General features: G+C 65.5%; 19 protein-coding genes. 8 read left to right on the top strand and 11 right to left on the bottom strand.

Annotation, left to right across the window (positions count from 1 at the left end; translation table 11 throughout):
- Positions 1-94 precede the first annotated feature (94 nt).
- The 4 genes from BLS55_RS00660 (at position 95) to BLS55_RS00645 (ending at position 5,138) form a co-directional block, all read left to right on the top strand.
- The gene (locus tag BLS55_RS00660) at positions 95-1,084 is read left to right on the top strand and encodes an ABC transporter substrate-binding protein (RefSeq protein WP_092152401.1); all 990 of its coding nucleotides are present in this window, start codon (positions 95-97) and stop codon (positions 1,082-1,084) included.
- Positions 1,085-1,240: 156 nt separating this feature from the next.
- Entirely contained in the window at positions 1,241-2,296 is a 1,056-nt protein-coding gene (locus BLS55_RS00655; protein WP_092152400.1) for an ABC transporter ATP-binding protein, read from the top strand.
- Between the two features lie 83 nt (positions 2,297-2,379).
- Positions 2,380-4,071, top strand: a complete 1,692-nt coding sequence (locus tag BLS55_RS00650) for an ABC transporter permease (protein ID WP_092152399.1) — start codon at positions 2,380-2,382, stop codon at positions 4,069-4,071.
- 2 nt (positions 4,072-4,073) lie between these two features.
- Entirely contained in the window at positions 4,074-5,138 is a 1,065-nt protein-coding gene (locus BLS55_RS00645; protein WP_092152398.1) for an ABC transporter ATP-binding protein, read from the top strand.
- A gap of 264 nt (positions 5,139-5,402) precedes the next feature.
- Here the strand turns inward: BLS55_RS00645 and BLS55_RS00640 are convergent, their stop codons facing one another.
- The 3 genes from BLS55_RS00640 to greA all read right to left on the bottom strand — a co-directional run bounded on the left by BLS55_RS00640 (position 5,403) and on the right by greA (position 8,187).
- Entirely contained in the window at positions 5,403-6,305 is a 903-nt protein-coding gene (locus BLS55_RS00640; protein ID WP_092152397.1) for a D-alanyl-D-alanine carboxypeptidase family protein, read from the bottom strand.
- Complete coding sequence (locus BLS55_RS00635; RefSeq protein ID WP_092152396.1) at positions 6,298-7,401, bottom strand: AI-2E family transporter; 1,104 nt, start codon at positions 7,399-7,401, stop codon at positions 6,298-6,300. The genes BLS55_RS00640 and BLS55_RS00635 overlap by 8 nt, the downstream gene beginning before the upstream one ends.
- A 297-nt stretch (positions 7,402-7,698) precedes the next feature.
- Complete coding sequence (greA, locus tag BLS55_RS00630; RefSeq protein WP_092152395.1) at positions 7,699-8,187, bottom strand: transcription elongation factor GreA; 489 nt, start codon at positions 8,185-8,187, stop codon at positions 7,699-7,701.
- A 294-nt stretch (positions 8,188-8,481) separates the two neighbouring features.
- Here greA and BLS55_RS00625 point away from each other — a divergent pair, with 294 nt between their 5' ends.
- The gene (locus BLS55_RS00625; protein ID WP_092152394.1) at positions 8,482-10,038 is read left to right on the top strand and encodes a putative bifunctional lysylphosphatidylglycerol flippase/synthetase; all 1,557 of its coding nucleotides are present in this window, start codon (positions 8,482-8,484) and stop codon (positions 10,036-10,038) included.
- A 78-nt stretch (positions 10,039-10,116) separates the two neighbouring features.
- On the opposite strand, the gene truA is transcribed toward BLS55_RS00625, so the two are convergent.
- From truA to thiD, 4 genes are all read right to left on the bottom strand, one after another.
- Entirely contained in the window at positions 10,117-10,905 is a 789-nt protein-coding gene (gene truA, locus BLS55_RS00620) for a tRNA pseudouridine(38-40) synthase TruA (protein WP_180365353.1), read from the bottom strand.
- Positions 10,905-12,173, bottom strand: coding sequence for a MotE family protein (locus BLS55_RS00615; RefSeq protein WP_092152392.1), 1,269 nt, complete (start codon positions 12,171-12,173; stop codon positions 10,905-10,907). Before BLS55_RS00615 ends, truA begins: the two co-directional genes overlap by 1 nt.
- Entirely contained in the window at positions 12,130-12,549 is a 420-nt protein-coding gene (locus BLS55_RS00610) for a flagellar export protein FliJ (protein ID WP_257243074.1), read from the bottom strand. Before BLS55_RS00610 ends, BLS55_RS00615 begins: the two co-directional genes overlap by 44 nt.
- Before the next feature lie 120 nt (positions 12,550-12,669).
- Positions 12,670-13,473: a bifunctional hydroxymethylpyrimidine kinase/phosphomethylpyrimidine kinase gene (gene thiD / locus BLS55_RS00605; RefSeq protein WP_092152390.1), complete on the bottom strand. Its 804-nt coding sequence runs from the start codon at positions 13,471-13,473 to the stop codon at positions 12,670-12,672.
- A gap of 304 nt (positions 13,474-13,777) precedes the next feature.
- Here thiD and BLS55_RS00600 point away from each other — a divergent pair, with 304 nt between their 5' ends.
- The 3 genes from BLS55_RS00600 (at position 13,778) to BLS55_RS00590 (ending at position 16,345) form a co-directional block, all read left to right on the top strand.
- Positions 13,778-15,049 (top strand): hypothetical protein, encoded by a 1,272-nt coding sequence (locus BLS55_RS00600; protein ID WP_092152389.1) that lies wholly within the window; start codon positions 13,778-13,780, stop codon positions 15,047-15,049.
- Positions 15,046-15,654 (top strand): bifunctional adenosylcobinamide kinase/adenosylcobinamide-phosphate guanylyltransferase, encoded by a 609-nt coding sequence (locus tag BLS55_RS00595; protein ID WP_092152388.1) that lies wholly within the window; start codon positions 15,046-15,048, stop codon positions 15,652-15,654. The genes BLS55_RS00600 and BLS55_RS00595 overlap by 4 nt, the downstream gene beginning before the upstream one ends.
- Positions 15,655-15,943: 289 nt before the next feature.
- Positions 15,944-16,345, top strand: a complete 402-nt coding sequence (locus tag BLS55_RS00590) for a hypothetical protein (RefSeq protein WP_092152387.1) — start codon at positions 15,944-15,946, stop codon at positions 16,343-16,345.
- 422 nt (positions 16,346-16,767) lie between these two features.
- On the opposite strand, the gene fabZ is transcribed toward BLS55_RS00590, so the two are convergent.
- The 4 genes from fabZ to BLS55_RS00570 all read right to left on the bottom strand — a co-directional run bounded on the left by fabZ (position 16,768) and on the right by BLS55_RS00570 (position 20,976).
- On the bottom strand, positions 16,768-17,223 hold the full coding sequence (fabZ, locus tag BLS55_RS00585) for a 3-hydroxyacyl-ACP dehydratase FabZ (protein WP_092152386.1): 456 nt from the start codon (positions 17,221-17,223) through the stop codon (positions 16,768-16,770).
- Positions 17,224-17,361: 138 nt separating this feature from the next.
- Positions 17,362-17,907 carry an OmpH/Skp family outer membrane protein gene (locus tag BLS55_RS00580; protein ID WP_092152385.1) on the bottom strand — a complete coding sequence of 182 codons (546 nt, stop codon included), beginning with the start codon at positions 17,905-17,907 and terminating at the stop codon, positions 17,362-17,364.
- A 122-nt stretch (positions 17,908-18,029) separates the two neighbouring features.
- Positions 18,030-20,186, bottom strand: coding sequence for an N-acetylmuramoyl-L-alanine amidase (locus BLS55_RS00575; protein ID WP_092152384.1), 2,157 nt, complete (start codon positions 20,184-20,186; stop codon positions 18,030-18,032).
- A 178-nt stretch (positions 20,187-20,364) separates the two neighbouring features.
- Positions 20,365-20,976 carry an NAD(P)-dependent oxidoreductase gene (locus tag BLS55_RS00570; RefSeq protein WP_092152383.1) on the bottom strand — a complete coding sequence of 204 codons (612 nt, stop codon included), beginning with the start codon at positions 20,974-20,976 and terminating at the stop codon, positions 20,365-20,367.
- Between the last annotated feature and the right edge of the window lie 55 nt (positions 20,977-21,031).

The following is a 21,031-nucleotide window of genomic DNA, read 5'->3' as shown; positions in this document are numbered from 1 at the left end:
GGATACCGTGCAGAAACGCTTGTTTTTTGGGGGCGCTGTAGCCCGGAACGCGGCTTTTGCCCGAGCACCTTTCATGAGTGGAGTGGAAAAAAAAATGAAACGTTACGGCATTCTTTTTTTAGCGGTCGTCTTGTGGGCGGCCTCTGCGGTTTCTGCCGCTGCGGCGGAAAAACTGGTGGTCTACACCTCGCTGAAGGAATCCATCATCGGTTCCATGAAAGAGGCTTTTGTTAAAAAATACCCTGATATATCTGTTGATTATCAGTCTGCCGGGGCCGGCAAGCTGATGGCCAAGATTGCCACCGAGCGGCAATCGGGCAAAATTATGGCCGACGTCATCTGGACCAGCGAAGTGCCGGACTTTTTCAACATGCGCGCCGAGGGCATTCTGGAAAAATACGTCTCGCCGGAGATGCCCAACGTCATCAATCCGTTTAATGATTTTGACGGTTCGTTTACGGCCGTCCGCCTGGGCACCCTGGGCATCGCCTACAACAAGCGCTATGTGAAGCAGCCGCCCACGCAGTGGAGCGACATGACCAAGCCCGAATTCAAAAAAGCCTTCGGCATTGCCAACCCGGCCCTTTCCGGCACCGCGTACATGAGCATTCAGCTGCTGGTGGATAAGTTCGGCTGGGACTATGTTGAAAACGTGCATAAAAACGGCGCGCGCATCGGCAAGGGCTCCGGCCAGGTGGTGGACGACACGGCCTCCGGCGACCTGCTCGCCTGCATCGGCGTTGACTATATTGTGAACGAAAAGATCAAAAAGGGCGCGGACCTTGCCTTGGCCTACCCGCCGGAGATGCTCGTTATCCCCAGCCCCGCCGCCATTTTCAAGGGCACGCCCAACCTGGACGCCGCCAAAAAGTTTGTGGATTTTCTGCTTTCTGAAGAAGGGCAGAAGATTCTGGCCGAGCAGGGCACCCTGCCCGTGCGCAAAGGCATAGCCCCCGGCAAGGAATACGGCCTGCCTTCCGGCGAGGAAGCCATGGCGCGCAGCCTTAAAATTGATTACCAGAAGATTCTTGACGATAAGGAAGCCACCATTAAAAAATTTACCGACATCATGATGGCAAAATAGTTACAATAGGATGACAATCGTGTGACGTCCGGCCGACGCCCGCCGCAGGAGCGCGCGCCGGCCGGGCAACGCCGCAGGGGGACGCCCTCGCTTTCGGGAAGGGGCGTCCCCCTCTGAATGGCCGCGGCCGACGCGCGGCCCGCATAAGGACAGTTTATGGCGGAAATCGTACTTGACGGCATTTCAAAATCCTATGGCGACCATAAGGTATTGCAGAATCTTTCCCTGAAGCTGGAAGACGGCGAGTGCTTTACGCTCATCGGGCCTTCCGGCTGCGGCAAGACGGTGCTCTTGCGCATTATCGCCGGTTTTGAGTCGCTGGACGCAGGCAGCATGCGCATTGGTTCCGAGGTGGTGGCCGACGCCGGAACCGGCGTTTTTCTGCCTGCGGAACAGCGCAGCCTGGGGGTTGTTTTTCAGGATTATGCCGTGTGGCCGCACATGACGGTACGGCAAAATGTGGGCTATCCCCTCAAAATCGCCAAGGCCGATCCGGCGGAAGCGGCGAAACTGGTGCAAAAAAGCATCAACGACGTGAACCTCACGGGCATGGAAGACCGCCTGCCCTCGCAGCTTTCCGGCGGGCAGCAGCAGCGCGTGGCCCTGGCCCGCGCCCTGGTGGCCCAGCCCAGCCTGCTTTTGCTGGACGAACCCCTGAACAACCTGGACGCCAACCTGCGGGAGGAAATGCGCTTTGAGATCAAGGCGCTGCAAAAAAATCTTGGGGTCACCATCCTGTATGTCACTCATGATCAGGAAATTGCCCTGGCCATTTCGGACCGCATGGCAGTGATGGACGAGCAGGGCGCGTTGCGTCAGGTGGGCGCCCCGGCGGAGCTTTTTGCCAGGCCTGTTGACGAATTTGTGTTTTCCTTTTTGGGCATGAGCAATTTTTTGCACGTTACGGCGCGGGACGGCGCGGCCGATCTGGCGGGGCAGGCCTTTCCCCTGCTGCCTGAAGCCGGCCTGGACGGGGAGCTCAGGGTGGGCTTTCGTCCTTCGGACGTGGTTTTGCGGCGCACGGGCGAAGGCGTGCGGGCCACGGTGCGCCGGGCCAGTTTCCTGGGCGCGTTTATGGACTACCAGCTGGAGGTGGGCGGCCAGTGCCTGCGCACCGCCGTGGATACGCACGAGGCCCTGGCAAACGATCGTCTTTTTAAAGAAGGCGAAGACTGCGTTTTTACCCTGCGCAACGCGCATTGGTTCAAATAAAAAAGCACGCGCGGCCCCATGCCCCTGCGCCGGCTGCGGCGCGGCCCGGGGTGGCGCATCCATCTCAAATCAGGCGGACAGGTATGCAAGCGGTCAAACGACAACATTCTTTCGGCGTGGCGGAAGTTATTCTGTTTCTGTCCATTGCCATTCTTGTCATCGTGGTTGTGGTGCCGGTGGCCCTCATTTTTTTCAACGCCTTCTTTGTTGACGGCAAGTTCAATGCGGCGGACGTGGTCAAAACCCTCAGCGAGGGCGAAACGTATCAGGCCCTGCTGAACTCGCTGTTCATCGCCAGCGGCGTAACCCTGTGCGCCACTACTGTGGGCACCTTCTTCGCCTGGCTGGTGACGCGCACCGACATCCCCTACAAGGGGTTTATGAAAAGCATGTTCCTGGTGCCCTTTATGCTGCCTTCGTTCATCGGGGCATTGGCCTGGAAGATGCTGCTCTCTCCCCGCGCGGGCTACATCAACCGCTTGTGGCGCGACCTTACCGGCGCGGAAGATGCGCTGTTCAACATTTTTTCGTATGGCGGCATTATCGCCATCGAAACCATGTACCTTTTCCCCTTTGTTTTTATTCAGGTCTGCGGCGCGCTGGAGCGCATGGACCCCACGCTGGAGGAATCGGCCCGGATTTCCGGCGCGGGGCTCTTTACCATTACCCGCAAGATAACCCTGCCGCTGGTGATGCCCAGCATTCTTTCCGGTGCGCTGCTCATCATGCTGTACTCCATGGCCCACTTCGGCACGGTGGCCGTGTTGGGCATAGAGGTGGGCATCTACAACATCCCCACCCTGATCTACGAACGCATCCACCAGAGCGCGGGCAGCTTCGATTCCATCCGCACGGGCACCGTGCTGGCCTCGGTGCTGGTGGTGACGGCGGCCTGCATCATCTGGCTGCAGCGCAAAATTCTGGGGTCTGGCAAATACCAGATCATCGCGGGCAAAAGTTTCCGCCCCATGGAGCTGAAGCTGCGCGGCCTGCGCACCCCTTTGTTCGTCTTTTGTCTGCTCTACATCGGCGTAACCATCGTGCTGCCCACGGTGACCATCTTCCTGGTGGGCGGGCTGAAGACCTACGGCGTGCCCATCACCTGGGAGAATCTCTCGCTGGAGAACTACAAGTACGTGCTCTTTGAGTGGGATCAGACCCAGCAGGCCATCAAAAACAGCATCGGCCTCGGCCTGGCCGCCGCCACCATCACCATGTTCGCCGGGGTGATGATTTCTTACGTCATCGTCAAGATGCAGGTGCGCGGCAAGGGCATACTGGAATTTCTGGGCATGCTGCCGTTTTCCGTTCCCGGTTCCGTTATCGCCCTGGGCGTTATTCTGGCCTGGAGCGGCCGCTTCGGCATCAACCTGTACAATACCATCTGGATCATCCTTATCGCCTATATCGCGCGCTACATGGCCTTTTCGCTCAAGGCCAATTCCGCCGCGCTGGAGCAGGTGCACGATTCGCTGGTGGAGGCGGCCCGCGCTTGCGGGGCCACCATGTGGCAGGCCCTGCGCGATATTGTGCTGCCCCTGGTGCGGCCCGGCATGGTGGCGGCCTTTTTCCTCATCTTTTTGCCGGCCCTGCGCGAGCTGACGGTTTCCGTCATGCTCTACGGCACCACCAGCCGCACCATCGGCGTGGCCATCTACACCCTCAATGAGGACGGGGAAACAGTAACCTCGGCCGCCCTGGCAGGCATAGCGCTGATCCTTATCGTGACGGGGCAGACCATCATCAACCACTTTGCCAAAACCAAGCAGGCCTGAGCATGTCCATTACACTGACCAACGTAAGCAAGTATTTTGGCAAGGTTAAGGCCGTTTCTTCGCTGAATCTCCAGATCGGCGACGGCGAATGCTTTTCCATGCTCGGGCCCTCTGGCTGCGGCAAAACCACAACCCTGCGCATGGTGGCCGGCTTTGAAGACCTGGATGAAGGGGAGATCAGCGTCAACGACAAGCTGCTTTCCTCCGGCGCCAAAAAATATTACCTGCCGCCGGAAAAGCGCGATTTCGGCATGGTGTTTCAGGCCTTTGCCGTCTGGCCGCACATGAGCGTGTACGAAAACGTGGCCTTTCCCCTGCGCATCAAAAAGACCACGGCGGCGGAAATAGACAAACGCACCACCGAGGCGCTGCGCCACACCAACCTGCTGGATGTGGCTAAAAAAAGCCCGGCGGAGCTTTCCGGCGGCGGCAAGCAGCGGGTGGCCCTGGCGCGCGCCCTGGCCATCAACCCCTCCGTGATGCTCCTGGACGAACCCCTCTCCAGCCTGGATCCGCACCTGCGGGAAGAAATGCGGTTTGAAATCAAAGAGCTGCAAAAACTTTACGGCTTTTCCATTATGTATGTAACGCACGATCAGTCCGAAGCCATGGCCCTTTCGGACCGCATCCTGGTGATGAAAAACGGGGTGGTGCAACAGATAGCCTCGCCGCTTGAGGTGTACACCAAACCCGCCAACAGGTTTGTGTTCAGCTTCATCGGGCTTTCCAATTTCACGGATATGGAAGTGACCGAGAACGCCATGGCGCTGGACGGCGTGGCCGCGCCGTTCCCCTCCGGCTGCGTGCCGGAGGCGGCCATCGTGCGCGCGGGCAAGGGCACCATGGCAAGCCGCCCCAATGAAATCGAGTTCGCGGATGAGGGCGGCGTGCCTGGCACTGTGGAGCGCCGCACCTTTTTTGGGGAGATCATCGACTATCAGATTCGTGTGGGCGGGCAGGAAGTGCGCGTGCAGAAAGGCCGCTACGACCGGGGCCCTCAGACCGGCGAGGTGTGCCGCCTGCACTTCCTGAAGCCGTACTGGTTTCCGCTGGACGCTGCGGAGTAGCGCCCAGAGCCCCCGCATGAGCGCAATGCTGCGGCGGCGCACAGGCGGCCGCCAGGCGTTACGGCATTTCAACGTTGGAATGCCGTAGGGCGTTGGCCTTTCCCGGGCCCTCAGGACAGCGATGACCTTGGGGGCTTTTTTGTGGGGTTTTGGAGGGCAGGGCGGTTCAGGGGCGTTCCGGCTTTGCGTCCTTGGGCGCAGCCGGTCTGCGCGCGGCGCGGGGCGGGAGAGGGGGCTGCGCCGCACCCCTTGCCTTGTGCGGGCTTATCTTCTGCCCAGGGCTTTTTTTACTGCCTTGGGCGAGCCCGGCGCGCGGAACCCGGCTTCCACCAGCCTGCGGGCCGCGCCGTCGCGGAGGTTGCGGCTGCTGCCGCCCAGCACCACGGCCAGCAGGCGGGTTTTGCCCCGCTGGGCGGTGACAATGAGGTTGTAGCCGGAGGCTACCGTCCAGCCGGTTTTCAGGCCGTTGACGCCCGGCACCGTGCCCAGCAGGGCGTTGGTGTTGCGCATGGTGCGGCCCCGGTGGGTAAAGAAGCGGGTGCTGTGGAAAACCTGGGCCGAGGGGTGACTGCGCAGATAGGCGCGGACCAGGGCGGCCATGTCGCGGGCGGTGGTTTTTTGCCCGGCGGCGGGCAAACCGGTGGGGTTTTTAAAGGCCGTGCGGCGCAGGCCCAGGCTGCGGGCCCTGGCGTTCATGGCCCGGACAAACTGCCGCTGGTTGCCCCCCACGCGCAGGGCCAGGGCTGTAGCGGCGTCGTTGCCGGAGGCCACGGCCATGCCGGTCAGCAGTTGACTCACGGCGACCCTTTCTCCCGTGCGCAGATGCATGGAGGAACCGCCCACCCGGGCGACATCGGGCCGGATGCGAATTTTTTCCTGCAGGCGCAGTTTCTTGCCCCGCACGGCGTCCAGGGTCAGGTACATGGTCATGACCTTGGTGAGGGATGCCGGTGGGATGGGGGCGTCCGCATTTTTGGCGAAGAGCACTTTGCCCGTGTTCATGTTGATGAGGATGGCGGCGCGCACCCCGCCCAGAGCTGCGCGCGCCGCCGGGGCCAGAACAAGCTGGAGGACAAGCAGCAGAAAAAGCAGGGCCGGAACGCGGCGCGGGGCGACCTTTGCGGGCGGCAGGGCGCGGGTGTCGTTTGCGGATTCGCAGTTAGCCATGCTGGTAGATGCGGTTGGCTTCTTCCACTGCCTGCATGGCAAAGGCCAGCAGCACGGGGCCGGCGATGAGGCCCACGGGACCGAAACTGGCCAGACCGCAGAGGATGGAAATGATGAGCACAAAAAAGGGCGCGTTGATGCCCTGCCGTAAAAACAGGGGCCGCAGCACGTTGTCCACGCCCGCCACGGCCAGGGAGCCCCAGAGGGCCAGGCCCACGGCGGCCATGGTTTTCCCCGTGAACCAGAGCGAAAGGCAGAGCGGCAGCCAGATCAGGGCCGTGCCCACCATGGGGATGGGGGCCACCAGGGTGGCCAGCATGCCCCAGAAGGCGGGCTGCTTGACGCCCGCGGCGCTGAAGCCGATGCCGCAGAGCACGCCCTGGGCCAGGGCCACGAGAACGATGCCCAGCATGATGGCGCGCAGGGCCCGGTGGATGGTGCCGGTAAAGCGGCGCAGCATGGCCTGAGGAATGCGGAAGATGCGCGCGCTGATTTTGCGGATATGCCCGGCGTAAACCGTGAAGAGAATGGTGAGGGTGACGAAGAGAAAGCTCGTCCAGAGCACGGTCATGGTGCCGCCCAGCACGTCCACCCCCCGGGTGAGCAGGGTGCTGATGGCGTCGCCCAGAAAGGCGTCCACCTTTTGCAGAAAGTCGTCAACAAGGCGCTCCACCCGGGGGTATTCCGAGAGGCTCATGCGCCAGTCCTGCAGCGTGGACACCCATTCCGGCGGCAGCTGGAAGTTGTTGGCCTGGAGCTCCTTAAGGCGGCTGAAGCCCGCGGCGGCCTGGGGTGTGACCAGCAGGGCCAGAGTGGCGATGGGCGCGATGAGGCAGGTCAGAATCATGACAATATAGCCGCACAGGGGGGCCTGGCGGCTCAGGCCCAGCAAGAGGCGCTGGCGGCGGGTGACGGGGCGGCTGCGGTCCAGCCGTTGCCGCCAGATGCGTCCTTTGCGGCAGAGGTGGCGGTATTGGGGCAGGGTAAGGCAGGAGAGGCAGGCCGCCATAAAAATAGTGACGGGCGTATGCCAGAGCAGCAGATACCAGGCGAGGGCGGCCAGAATGTAAAGCAGACGCGGCAGCGTCGGATTCATAAAAGAGCCTTGGGTTGCGTGGACAAACAGTCGGCGTGGCGACGGGGCTCGCGGGACGGGGCGGCGCGTCTGCCGCCGTGCCCTTGAGGGAGCAGCCTAGCAAACGCGGGCGGGTTCTGCCAAGTCTTATGCGCCCTTTCCGCGGGTTTTTGCGCAGCAGGAAAAAACGACCCCCGCCCGGGCTCCGGCACTGACTGGAGAACGGGCGGGGGCGAGATGCGGCGGGAAGCTGCCCCCCCAAGAGGGCGGAAAGGTTGCGGCTGGCGCGGCGCAGGGCCGAGGGTGCGGGATCGGGGCTTACTTCAGCACCGCGCTGCCCTGAAAGCGGATGCCGGTCACTTCATAGGTGACGCGGCCGCGGGGGATATCCACGGTAACCTCGTCGCCTTCTTCGCGGCCCAGCAGGGCCTGACCCACGGGCGAGAGGAAAGAGATGGAGCCCTTGGCCGGGTCCGCTTCGTCAGGGCCGAGAATGGTATAGGTGCGGGCCTCGCCGCTGTCCACATCCTCCACGTCCACGGTAGCGCCGAACACGACTTTGTCGCCCCTGAGCTTGTCCAGGTCGATAACCTGGTACAGGGCCAGGCGGGATTCAATATACTTGATGCGCGCTTCGGCCATGCCCTGGCGCTCGCGGGCGGCGTCGTAACCCGCGTTTTCGCGCAGGTCGCCCTCCTCGCGGGCTTCCTTGATGGCCTGGATGATGATCGGGCGCTCACTTTTCAGGCGGGCCAGCTCTTCCTCCAGCTTTTTGTAGCCTTGCACGGAAATGGGGATACTCGTCATTGTCATGTCAAACCTCGCAAGCGCAAAAAAAGCGCCGCTGCCCAAGCAGCGGAGCGAGCGCAAAAAATTTTTGGAGCTTTTGGGGGAAAATCGGGACGGTCGGCAACGACCGCAGCCGCGCTCACCGGCCCGCAAACCGGGAGCAGTACCGTAACCGTTTTTTTACACTACCCTCCAGAAGCAAAAGGGTCAAGCCCCGTGTCCCGGATGCGCCCTTGCGCGGCGGCGGCACAGCGTATATGTTGACCAAATCGCCTTTCCACGTTCCGGCGCACAACCCAACCCCGGCAGGCCATGAAAAAATACTTGCGCTACCTCGGACCCGTGCTGGTAACGGCTATTTTTCTGCTGGCCGTCTATTTGCTCTACCACAAGCTCAAAAGCTATAGCATGGCCGAAATCCGCGCCAGCATCAACCAGATCTCCACGGCGCGCATCGGGGCTTCGCTCCTGCTTATGGCGGTCAACTACATCATCCTGGTGGGCTATGACTGGCTGGCCCTCAAGGCCATCCACAAAACCCTGCCCTTGCCGCGGGTGGCCTTGGTCTCCTTTGTGGGCCAGGCCGTGAGCTACAATTTCGGCGCGTTGCTCGGCGGCACCAGCGTGCGCTTCCGGTTTTATTCGGCCTGGGGCTTTTCCCTGGCTGAAATCGTGCGCCTGGTGCTCATGCTGGCCGTCACCTTCTGGGTGGGGGTGCTGGGGCTGTGCGGCGTCATCTTCATGCTGGCCCCGCCCGTCATCCCCGGCGAACTGCTGGCCAAAATGCCCCTGCAGGACATCCGCATCCTGGGCGTGGGGCTCACCCTTATCGCCTGCTCCTATCTGGTGCTCTGCTGCGTGGTGCGCAAGCCCGTGCACATCTTCGGCAAGGAATTTGTCTTCCCCGCGCCGCGCATCGCCTTTGCTCAGGCCCTGGTGGCCTGGGTGGACATCATTGCCGCCGCCGCCTGCATGTATGTGCTGCTGCCAGGTCAGATGGGCATCAGTTTCCTGGATTTTCTGCCCAGCTACCTGCTGGCTCAGGTGGCCGTGGTGCTCACCCACATCCCCGGCGGGGTGGGGGTTTTTGAGCTGGTCATCCTGCACCTGACCCATACCGCGCACGAGCAGGCGGTCTTTGCGGCGGTGCTGCTCTTTCGCCTGATCTACTTTATCCTGCCGCTGCTGGCCGCAGCCCTGCTTCTGGCCGTGTACGAGGTGCGCCAGCGTCGCAACATGCTGCGCGAGGCCGGGCGCTGGCTTTCCGTGCTTTCGCACTCCATTTCGGCCTACATGGTGTTTGCGGCCGGGGCCATCCTGCTGACCTCCGCCCTGTTGCCGCCGGGCCGCCACATCCTGCATATGCTGCGGGAGCTCATCCCCTACCAGGTGGTGGCTGTGGGGCACTTTATCACCGCCGTGAGCGGCGGGGCCCTGCTGTTCGTCTCCTACGGCCTGGAGCGGCGGCAGGCCAGGGCCTTCCGGCTGGCGGCGCTTTTTCTTGGCCTGGGCGCGGCGGGCTCGCTGCTCAACGGTTTTTCCTGGATCACGGCCCTCATGGTGGGCGTGGTGCTGCTGACCGTATGTCTGGCCCGGCGACGCTTCTACCGTTCGTCTTTTTTCTGGGAGGAACCTATCCCCCCCTTCTGGCTGGCGGGCGCGCTGGGGGCGCTGGGCCTGGCCGCGGCCGTAGCCTGGGCGCTTTACCATCCTTCGCTGAACAAGGCCGCGCAGTGGGGCTTTGACCGGCCGCACATGGCGGCGCAGACGCTCTACGCCTTCGGCGGCGTGGCCATAGGCTTGGTGGCTTCCTGGCTGTGGCGGGTAACCTTGCGCCAGCGCAAGCGGCGCAAGGACCGCAGGCGCTGAGGGAGGGAGCGGCTTGGGCCTGCCAGCCTGGCGGGCGGCCGCGTGCCGGTGCGCCCTGTCGCTTCCGGTCCGGATTTTTCAGTAAAAAGATTCTGTTTTATACGTCACCCGCGCCAGAGCAAGGCCCGCGGCGGGGGCTGTGACCGAGGGCACGGCCCGGCGGTCGTGCGCGGCCAGCAGCGCCGGGACGCGCGCGGGGTCCAGCCTGCCCTGGCCGCAGGCGGCCAGCAGGCCCGCCATGTTGCGCACCATCTGCTTCAGAAAGCCGTCGGCCGTAACGCGGAAGAGCAGCATGGGCTTGTGCGCCGGGTACCAGGGGCAGGGTGGGGCGGCCTCCAGCCGGGCGTCCAGCACTGTGCGCACTGTGCCTTCCACATCCGTGCCCGCGTTGCGCAGGGCGGCAAAGTCATGCGCGCCCAGCAGGTGGGGCAGGGCCGCGCGCATGGCCGCCGCGTCAAGGGGGCCGCAGCTCCAGACAAAAGGAATCAGGGAAGGCGGGGTAAAGGCGCGCTCCTGCCAGAACTGGTAGACGTAGGTTTTGTGCAGGGCGTCCTTGCGGGCGTGGAAATCCGGCGCGGCGGGCGCGGCGGCCAGCACGCGGATGTCCCTGGGCAGCACGGCGTTGCAGCTGTGCCGCCAGTCGCGCGGGGCGCGGTCTTCCGGCACGTCGCAGTGGGCCGTCTGGCCGTGGGCGTGCACGCCCGCATCCGTGCGGCCCGCCCCGTGCACGCGCACGGCCAGGCCCGTGATGCGGCGCAAGGCGGCCTCCAGCGCGCCCTGAATGGTGGGCGGCGGGTCGGCTTTTTCCTGGATCTGCCACCCGCTGTAGCGTGTGCCCACATAGGCCAGCAGCAGTTTGAGGCGCATTATTCAGGCAGCCTCATGCGGGTGATGAGCTCCGTGAGTTTGGCCGTCTGCTTGGGATTCATATAGGTAAGAATTTCACCTGATTGTTTGGGCGTCATGCCCGAAAGGATGCGCACGGCCACCCGTTCGTCCATGGTTTCCAGGGCCTTGGCCGCGGCCTTGGGCTTCATCTGGCCGTAGGTGAGCACCAGCTTGCGGATTTTTTCGTCTTCCAGTCCCCGGGCCTCGCGGATCATGTCCTGGACCTTTTTTTCGGCGCTTTGCAGGTCTTTGAGGCGCTGGTCCATCTGCCGTCGCAGGGTAAGGATGTCCTGCTGCTGGCGGGCCAGTTCCTGCGCTTTGATGTTGGGGTCCGTGGGCGCGGGCGCGGGGCGCACGGCGGGCGCGGGCGCGGGCGCAAGCCCCGTGGAGGACGAAGGTTGCGGCAAGGGCGGCACGTCTGCGCTGCCGCGCGGCGGCAAGGGGCTGCCGTCGGCGCTCTGGCCCCGGGGGATGTCGGCCGGAATGGCGGGCGCGCCGGGCAGGCTCAGGGGCGCGGTCTGCGCCGCCGGGGTAAAGGGGGACGTTGCGCCGGTGGCCGGGGTCTGCGGCACGGGCATGTCCAGGGCGGCTGCCTGGGCGGCCCGCACGCTGCCCAGGCCGGGGATGGGCAGTCGGGTCAGGCCCAGAGCGTCCAGCCAGCCGTCCGCCGCCGGGGCGGGGGCGGGGGCTGCGGCCAGCAGGGGAGCGGGTTGGGGCGGAACCGTGCCCGGAGCCACGCTGGGCGCGGGCAAAGGATCGGGCAGGGCAGGGTGCGCAAGGGCGGCGCTTCCTTCAGGGGCGGGATGGGCCGTGGGCGGCGGCGTGGGCCGGGGCGCGGGCAGATCCGCATCGGACAAAGCGTGCGGCAAGGGCGCGCCGGGCTTGGCTGCGGCCGCCAGGCGCGCGGCGGCCGCGCCCTGGGGCGGAGCTGCCGTGGCGGCAGGAGCCGCTGCCGCCCTTTGCGCCTGGGGTTGCAATGGATTTTCGTTCTCCCGCGGGGCCTGGGCCACAGGGGCCGAAACTGCGGTCACGGCAACGTCATTGGCGGCGGTATTGACGGCACCGGGGGCGCGGGCCGACGCGGGCGCGGCCTTTTGCGGCGTTGTTGCCGCAGGAAAAAGCTCCGGCAGGGGAATATCCAGCAGCAGCGCGCCCAGCACCACCAGTTTGAAGCAGCACAGCGCCGCCAGCCAGCGGAACAGTCTAGAGAGTGGGCGCTTTGTAGCGTAGGGTGGCTGTTTCGTCATTGACGCGCTGCTCCTTCAGGTATTCCTCACGGGCGTACTGCCGTTGCTGCCGTTGGCGGAGTTTTTCCAGCAGCTTTTTGTCCACAGCGCGGGCGGCCAGCAGGCGACGGGCCTCGTCCGTCAGCGTTTCCTGCATGCGCGCCTGGCGGTCCAGGTTGGCCGCGTCGGCGCGCAGACCCTTGGCGTACTGCTCCTGCAGCCAGCGTTCCGCCGTGTCCATGCAGGCCGGGTCGCAGAGGCGGGCCTCGGCGGCCCTGAGGGCGGCGTCGCAGCGCGCCTGCTCTTCCCGGATCCGGCGCAGGCGAAGCTCCTGCTGGGCCAGCTGCACGCGGGCCTCTTCTTCCAGTTGCTCACGGTATTCGAGCACTTTTTGCATGCTGAAACGAAAAGGCACGCGCGCACCGCCTTGATTTTGACGCCCGGAATGCTGCCGCTGGCGGAGCTGCAAACAGCGGGCCAAAACCGTATGCGGCGCGGCCGCGTTTTGGTAAGGCAACTATGCCGGGCGCAGCCCCGCCGCGTGGTTGACCGGTCCGCAGCCTTTGCCAGGGGCGTAACTTTTGCGCAGGGCGAGGTTGAGAAATTCCTGCGCGCGGGCCACGGCCGCCTGCAGGGGCAGGCCCTTGCCCAGGCCCGTGGCGATGGCGGCAGAGAGCGTGCAGCCCGTGCCGTGGTTGTTGGCGGTCTCCACCTTGGCCTGGGGCAGACGTTTGGGGGGCTCGCCGGGCAGGCAGAGGCAATCTGTGACCATCACGCTGCTTTCCATATGGCCGCCCTTGATGAGCACGGCCTTGGGCCCCATGGTCAGGAGTTTTTCTCCGGCTTTGGCGGCGTCGTCCAGATTTTTGATGCGCAGCCCCGTGAGCATTTCGGCTTCGGGCCGGTTGGGGGTGAGCAGATCGCAGCCGGGGAGCATTTCTTCCACCAGGGCGGTTACGGCGTCTTCCTGCAAGAGGCGGCTGCCGCTCTGGCTTACGCTGACCGGGTCCACCACCAGGGGGAAGGCGCGGTTGCGCAGCGCCAGTCCCAGGGCGCGGATGATGGGCGCGGAAAAGAGCATGCCCGTCTTGGCCGCGGCTACGGGAAAACCCTCCAGCACGGTCTTGAGCTGCAGAACCGCAAATTCCGGATCCGGGGCGTGGATGCCCGCGACGCCGCAGCCGTTCTGGGCCGTGAGCGCGGTGATGACGCTCATGCCGTAGCCGCCGAGGGCCATGATGGTTTTCAGATCCGCCTGGATGCCGGCGCCGCCGCCGGAATCGGAGCCCGCGATGGTCAGGATGTTGGGCGGGGTAAGCATAGGAACGCTCCCTGGGTAAAGAGGCTTGCTGGTTACAGGGGTGCCGGGCTTTCGGCCCAGAGACTATACGCCCTCCGCCACTGGGGCGCAACGCGCGTTCCGTTTCCCGTCCCGCGCCCGTGCGGCCCGCCGGAGGCGCGGGTAGAACCGACGCAACCGCCCGTACCAACAGGAAATCCAGAAAGTGTCGTGAAAAAGTCTTCACAGCCGGGCCGGGGCAATGTTAGACTGCCCGTGCCCGGGCAGGGAAACGGCCCGGCCCCGCCGCGCTTGCCCGGCGCGGCAAGACTCACGGAGGCACCGCATGAAACTGGAAAAAAAGGCGCCGCCGGCGGCGGACATCACCAACCTGCCCAAGCCCAGGCCCGCCGGGGCCGGCGCGCGCAAGGCCGTGACTCTGGCCGTGCTGGCCGCGCTGGCCGTGGGCGGTACGGCCTTTTGGCTCACCCGCGACAAAGCCACCCGCGACCATTGGCGGGAGGAGGCCGCGTCCGTTATTGACAACGCCACCAGCGGCACCCCCCTGGCCGGGGTGGGCAACGTGCTGCGGGACGCCCCGCCGCCTCCGCCCCCTTCTGTGTTGAGCCCGGTAACGGCCCCCGGCACGTTGGCGGGGCAGACCGTGCAAGGATCTGTGGGACAGACCGGCGTACAGGACGGCGCTTCGGGGCCTGCCGTGCAGACGGCTGAGGCCGTTCCCCCAAAGGTGACGGAAGACAGCCGGGTGCGGCCGGAATTTGTGCAGGATCTGGCCGCTTACCTGGCAGGGCGCTTCAAGCCCGGCCCCCACGGCGGCGTCCTGCAGGTGAGCGTGCAGGGGCTGAACCAGCGCTACGGCACGCGGTTGCCCGGCATTGCCGGCGGGCCCGGTGGCGGAAGGGCGGCCTTGCTGCGTTACGCCTTCCACCCCACCATGCTGCAGGGCCTGTACGCCCTGTATGTGGATCGTTTCCTGGAAGATCTGAATCGGGAGGCCCTGGCCCGCAACTTCACGCCGGAGCAGACGCGCCAGCTGCATATGGCCGTGGCCGGGCGCGCCGTGCTCCTGGCCGGCGCGCTGGAGGCCGCAGCCGCCCAGTCCGATCTGGACAAGCGGCTGCATCAGCTGGAGCAGGCCGCTCAGGCCGTGGTGGACATCAACAGCCAGATGGCCGAAGCCGTATTTGCCCTGGACGAACTGCGGGAAAACAAGGCCGGCGAAACCGAAATCGCCACGGCGCAGCTGCGGGCGGACGGCCTGAGCGCCCGTTACCGCCGCGCCTTAGAAGAACGCGCCGCCGTGCAGCGCTCCCTGGTGGGGGCCGTGCGTCAGGGCGGCGGACAGGCCCTGGACGACGATACGCTGCTGTTTGTGGCTCAGTGGGTGGATCGCCGCCTGCGCGAGAACGCCCAGGCAAGGGCCGCGGTGCAGAGTTCCGCGGGCATTCTGCGGGATCTGGCCCGCCGTTGCGCTCAGACGGGCACGGCAGCGCCGCGGCCCACCGCCGGGCCTGCGCCCGGAGCCAGCGTGCTGGCCCCGGCGGCCGGTCCGCAGGATCTTGCGCCCCGCGCGCCCGCAGGAGGGCTGGGGCGTTGAGGCCCCAGGCCCTGTTCTTTGTGGGCGGCGTGCGCAGCGGCAAAAGCGGGCTGGCCCAGCGCTGGGTCGAGGGCCGGGCGCGCCGCCGCTTGTACCTGGCCACCTGCCGGGCGGAGGATGCGGAAATGGCCGCGCGGGTGGCGCGGCACCAGGCCCAGCGCGGCCCCGGCTGGCGCTGCCTGGAGGCATGCCTGGACCCCGTGGGCGCGTTGCGCGCGCAGTTTCCCCAGGGCCCCGCAGGCCGGGCCGGCAGCGGAGGTCCGGATGGGGAGCGGCCCCAGGCGGCGTTGCTGGACTGCGTGAGCCTGTGGCTTGCCAACCTCATGGCCCAGGATCTGGACGAAACCGCCATTCTGGCTAAGGTGGATGCCCTGGCCGCCGTGGTCGCCGCGCCCCCATGCCCTCTGGCCGTGGTGAGCGCGGAAGTCGGCCTGGGCCTCACCCCCCTTTCGTCCGTGGGCCGGAGGTTCTGCGATTTGCTGGGCCTGGCCAACCAACGTCTGGCCGCCGCCTGCGGTACGGTGCTGCTGGTGCACTGCGGCCTGCCCCTGGCCCTCAAAGGCCGCGTGCCGGAGGAACTATGCGCCCCTGCCCCCTTGCCGTAACAAGCGCAAAACCTGTTGCCCGTCGTGTTGCCGCGCCGCGTGCTGCTGCGCCCGGCCAGCTGCGCCGCGGTCTGGCCGCACTCTGCTTTGCGCTGTTTGTTCTGGTCGTGGTTTGCCAGGACGGGATGGCCCTGGCGGCGGATGCCCGCCAGTGCGTGCTGGAGGCGGGCAAAGCCGTTGATGCGGCTGATACGGCCGCCTTTGACCGCCTGGTGGATGTGGACGGCAGGCCCTGGACATTTTTGTGCGCCGGGCGCGCGATCCGAAGGATTCCCAGGATCTTCCCCCCATGCTGGCCCTGCTTTTCTCGCAGGCGGCCACCAAGGACGGCATGGGCGGCAATGTGCGCGCCCTGCTGCTCAGCGAGTCGCGCGCGTTCATCCACAACGGCATAGCCTCCGGCGCGTTTGCCGGGCGCGCCCTCACGGGCGCGGCAGCGCAGGGGTTGCTGGCCCCGCTCTTTGCCGACGCCTCCACAGGGCGCAAGGAAATCCGCGAGGTGGGCCAGGCCCGCCGTGACGGCCAGGGCTGGCTGGTGCCTTTTGTGCTGCGCGATGGCGGCAACGGTCAGTCCTACCCCGTGCTGGGCCGCGTCACCCAAGGGGATGCGGGCCTGCGCCTCACCGGCATTGACAATATGGAAGCCCTGATCCAGCGTCTGGCCGTGGAAAGCCGTGCCGTGCAGGAATAGGAAGAGAAATTGGGGCGGAGGTGTGTTCGTTTTTTTGTGGGGGAAGGGAACTTTTGTGAACAAAAGCTCCCTTCCCCCACGCCCCCCATCCTTCAAAAAACGGTATTCTCCTCAGGCGACGCGCCGGGCGTACCCAGGCTGGGCAGCTTACTGTAGGGCAGATTAACTTTGAGAATATGCGTTCTCAAAGTTTAAGGCACGCGCGTTTCGGCGCGTAACAGCGCAAACAAATTGCGCCTATGCCTCCACAGCGGGCGTCTGCTCACGCAGCCGCCAGGGCATTTCAAAGTTGCAATGCCCTACCTTGTGGCAGCTGGAAGCGTGCGCGCAAAGGGCGCAGCGGTTTGACCGTCCCAGGGGAGGCCGCATGGTGCACGGCGCGCTGCCGCGTCCTCGGCGGCCGGGGGGAAAGGCAGGGCGGCTTACGGTCGATCGCCCAGCGCGGCAGTAATTTTGGCCTCGGCGGCCAATTTGCCGTCCACCAGCGCGCGCGCGTCCATCTTGCAGAGGTTGAGCTTCATGCGCAGGTTGGCGCACTCCAGGTCCAGGCGGTCACCGGGCAGCACCTGGCGGCGGAACTTAACGCCGTCCAGCCCGGTGAAGAGGAAGAGCTTGTTTTCCAAGCCGTCCAGCCCGGCGGCGGCCAGCAGCCCCCCGGTCTGCGCCAGAGCTTCCAGAATGAGCACGCCGGGCATAATGGGCGCGCCGGGAAAGTGCCCCTGAAAAAACGGCTCGTTGATGCTGACGTTCTTATAGGCCCGGATGTGCGATCCGGGGACGCACTCCACCACTCTGTCCACCAGCAGGAAGGGGTAGCGGTGGGGCAGCAGTTGCAGAATGCGCTGAATGTCCATCTGCTGGGGGATCTGATCCGGCATGGGAGCCTCCTTGCTTGAGGATTGGTGTGGGACGCTACGGCGTTTCCGCGGCCCGCACGCGGGGCCGCCGCATTGCGGGTACAAAAAAGCCTCCCGGCCCGTTGGGGTCGAGAGGCCGAAAGCGCGAAACCGGCAGGGCTACTTTTTGCCGTCCTTGCCGTCGGTTTTTTCTTTGTACAGTTTGTTCACTTCCGCCAGCACGTCCTGGGTCAGGTCCATGGACTGGTCTGCATAGAGCACGCCGCCGGCGGTCACATCCACAACAAACGTGAAGCCCTTGGCGCGGGCCACTTCATAGGTGGCGCTGAAGACCAGGGTAACCATGTCCTGGCGCAGTTTAACTTCTTCCTGCTCCACTTTGCGCAGAAAGTTGCGGGTCTTCTGGTCCAGATCCTGCTTGGCGCGGATAAAGTCCAGCTTTTTTTCTTCACTGGCTTTGGGATTTTTGAGCGCTTCGGCCTTCTTTTTGAGCGCTTCGCCCTGTTTTTCCAGCGTGGCGCGCTCCTTGCCGAATTTGTTTTCCATTTGCTTTTTGGCCGCCTGGGCAGGCTCGCTTTGCGTGGCTACGGTCTGCATGTCGACGACGCCGATTTTCACCGCGGGCACAGCTGAGCTGTCAGCCGCATGGGCCGTTCCCATCAGGAACAGGCAGGCCATAACAGCCAGTGAGAACACCTTGCGCATGAATTTCTCCTTCCCCCGATACTGATTTTTATGGAGCCCGGTATAGTTGCACGTGTGCCTTGGCGGCAAAGAAAAATCGGACCGCTTCCCCGCGCGAGGGGCGCACGGCGGAAAGACCTGCCTCACATAGCACCGGCCCCTTGCGGCGTCAAGGAATTCTGTGCCGTGCGGCGCTGCAGCAGTTGGTCGCGGTAGGCCAGGATGCCTTCGGCCAGGCCCTCGGCCAGGGCCAGGCGGTATCGAGGATTTTTCAGGTTGCGGGCTTCGTCCGCGTGGGTGCAGTAGCCAAGCTCCACCAGCACGGCGGGCATCTGCGCGCCCAGCAGCACATGGAAGGGGGCGGACTTGACGCCGTTGTTCCGCACGCTGAAGGCGCGCCGCTGCAGCCGGAAGAGCGCCAGGCGCTGCACCTGGCGGGCCAGGGCCCGCGATTCCTGCACCCTGGCGTTGAGCATGACGTCGGCCAGCACGTTCTGCATTTCGCCCAGGCTGCGGTCGCTGTGCGCATTTTCCAGCGCGGCCACGCGCGCGGCTTCCGGGTCTGCCGCCAGATCCAGATAGTAGGTCTCAAAGCCGCAGACCCTGGCGTCGTTATTGGCGTTGACGTGGATGGAGACAAACAGATCCGCCCCGGCGGCGTTGGCCAGATCCGTGCGCTGGCGCAGGCCCAGGGTTGTGTCCTCCGTGCGGCTGTAGACCACGTCCAGGCCGTTGGCCGCCAGCAGGCGGCCCAGAGTCCTGGCCACATCCAGGGTAATGACGCGCTCCAGCACGCCGTTGTGGCTTGTGCCTGGGTCGCGGCCGCCGTGCCCGGCGTCAATGAAGACCCGCCGCACGGTGAGCCCCAGTTGCCGGGCCATATCGCTGACGTGCCGGGGCTGGGCGGTGCGGGCAGCCGCTGCGCCCGCGCTGCCGGGGGCGGTCTGCGCCGCGCCGGGGCCGTCGGAGGCGGCTTGCGCTGTGCCCAGGGAAGGCGCGGCGAGCCTGGCGCGCAGCTCCGCCGCCTGGGGGCGCATGTCGCCCTTGGGATAAGCCGTGTCCAGGCGGTCCAGCAGGGCCAGGGCCGCTGCCGGGTCGTTCAGAGGGCCGGAGCTCAGGGCGGCCGCGTGCAGCAGGGCGTCGTCCGCCAAAGCACTGCGGGGAAATTCTTCCGCCAGGGCCAGATACAGGTCGCGGGCCTGGCGGTATTCGGCGTTCAGGTGAGAGCAGCCGGCCAGGGCTTCCTGGCTCTGTGCCGCGCGGAACAGTGCGCCGGGGGCGGCGGCCCAGGTTTTGCGGCCCAGGTAGACGCGCAAAAAATCATCGCGCAGCTCTTCCCACGGCTGCCGCCAGCAGGAGCGCGTTTTGTCGGCCCTGAGCCGGGCCATGCTCGCTTTGCCTGCCGTATAGCGCGCCAGAAGTTCCTTTGCCGGCCAGGGCTTGAGCCCCGCCGTGGCCTGGGCCAGGGCGGCAGCGCTTTTGTCGCGGTGGGCAGCTGCCGTTGGCTGCTGCGGCGCTGCGGGGCTGGCGTCCTTGACGGGCAGAGCCGCGGGAGCCTGCACTGCGGGCGTCGGCGCCGGTTTGGGGGCTTTGTCCGGGGCGGGCGCGGCAGGGTTGGCGGCAGCGGCCGCCGTATCCTCCGTATCTGCCACATCACGGGCGGCGGGTTTGCCGTCCGCGGCGGCCACCTGACGGGCTTCAGGGGCGGTGCGGCCATCGGCGGAAGCCTGCAGGGCCTTTTCCAGGGCCAGGGCCTGGGGCAGCATATCCCCGCGCGGGTATTGGCTTTTGAGCCGGGCAAGCAGCCCCAGCGCGCCCGCGTCGTCCTTAAGCCAGGCCGCGCTGAGCCTGGCCGCGCGGAACAGGGCGTCGTCGGCCAAGCGGCTGTCTGCGTGGCGGTCGGCCACGGCGGTGTAGACCGCTACGGCCTTTTTGGCGTCGCTGCGGGCAAAGGAGCGGCGGGCCAGGTCTTCCAGGCATTCCGCCGCGCGGAACAGGGCGGCGGGCCGGTTGGGCCAGTCCGGATCAGTTTTGTAAATATCCTGAAATTCCGCCGCCAGTTTTTCCCAGGGTTCGCGCAGATTGACGCGGCGGCTGTCCTGGAGCAGGGCCTGGATGTCGGCCTTGGCCGTGTCGTAGCGCTTGGCCGTGGGCGGCAGGGAGGTGTAGCCGGAATCGTAAAAGCAGACCACCAGCAGGCAGAGGGCCAGCAAAAAGACCAGGGGCGGCAGCAGCCGAGGGAGGACGGCCTTGTGGGGCGTCTGCTGCGTGCGCCGGATGTTTTTTGCCTTACGGGCCACAGTGCTTCCTTTGCCGGTGGGGCGTGTCAAAGGGGTGACAGGACGGGGCTGCCGCCACAGACCTTGCACAAGCTATGCCACAAGCCGCCGCATTTGCAAAGACCCTCCCGCCCTTGCCCGGAGGATGGCTTCGAGCGGGGGCAGGAGGGCCGGAGCGGCGTTTTGCCTGCCCCTGCGATCAGTAGCCTACAGTAAAGCGTTGGCGCACATGCTGGGGCCGCTCCAGCTCATCGACAAAGGCAATGGCGTAGTCCTCAAAGGAGATGCTTGAGCCCTGCGGCGTGGTAAGAAGTTGGTCCCCGCCCAGGCGGAATGTGCCCGTGCGTTCGCCGGGTTCAAACACGGCCGAAGGCGAAAGGAAGGTCCAGTCCAGGTCGTCCGTCTTGCGCAGCAGGTCCAGAAAAACCGCGCCCGCCGAGGCTTCCGGCTTGTAGGCGGCGGGAAAGTCCGGCTGGTCCAGCAGGCGCTGGCCGGGGGCCACTTCCAGGCTGCCGGCCCCGCCCACCACCAGGTAGCGCTTGACGCCCGCCTCGCGCACGGCCTCGATGAGGATGTGGGGATCGCTGACGGCAAAGGGCACGGCGCTGGCCGCCGCGTCGTGACCGCGCAGCAGGGCGGCCAGCGCGGCTTTATTTCCGGCGTCCCCGGCCACGGCGCGCACGCCGGGCAGGGCGGGGATGTTTTCCGGGTGGCGGGCGATGGCCGTCACTGTGTGCCCACGGCGGGAAAGTTCCGCCAGAATGCGTGAACCCGCGCGGCCCGAAGCGCCGATAAGTGCAACGGTATACATGATCCGCCTCCTTAAAGCGGTTGGAGGTTGTAAAGAACCCTGGGAAAAGATCCTT

The sequence above is a fragment of the Desulfovibrio legallii genome, from assembly GCF_900102485.1.
Taxonomy (GTDB): Bacteria; Desulfobacterota; Desulfovibrionia; order Desulfovibrionales; family Desulfovibrionaceae; genus Desulfovibrio; species Desulfovibrio legallii_A.
This window is presented reverse-complemented; position numbering and strand designations above follow the sequence as displayed.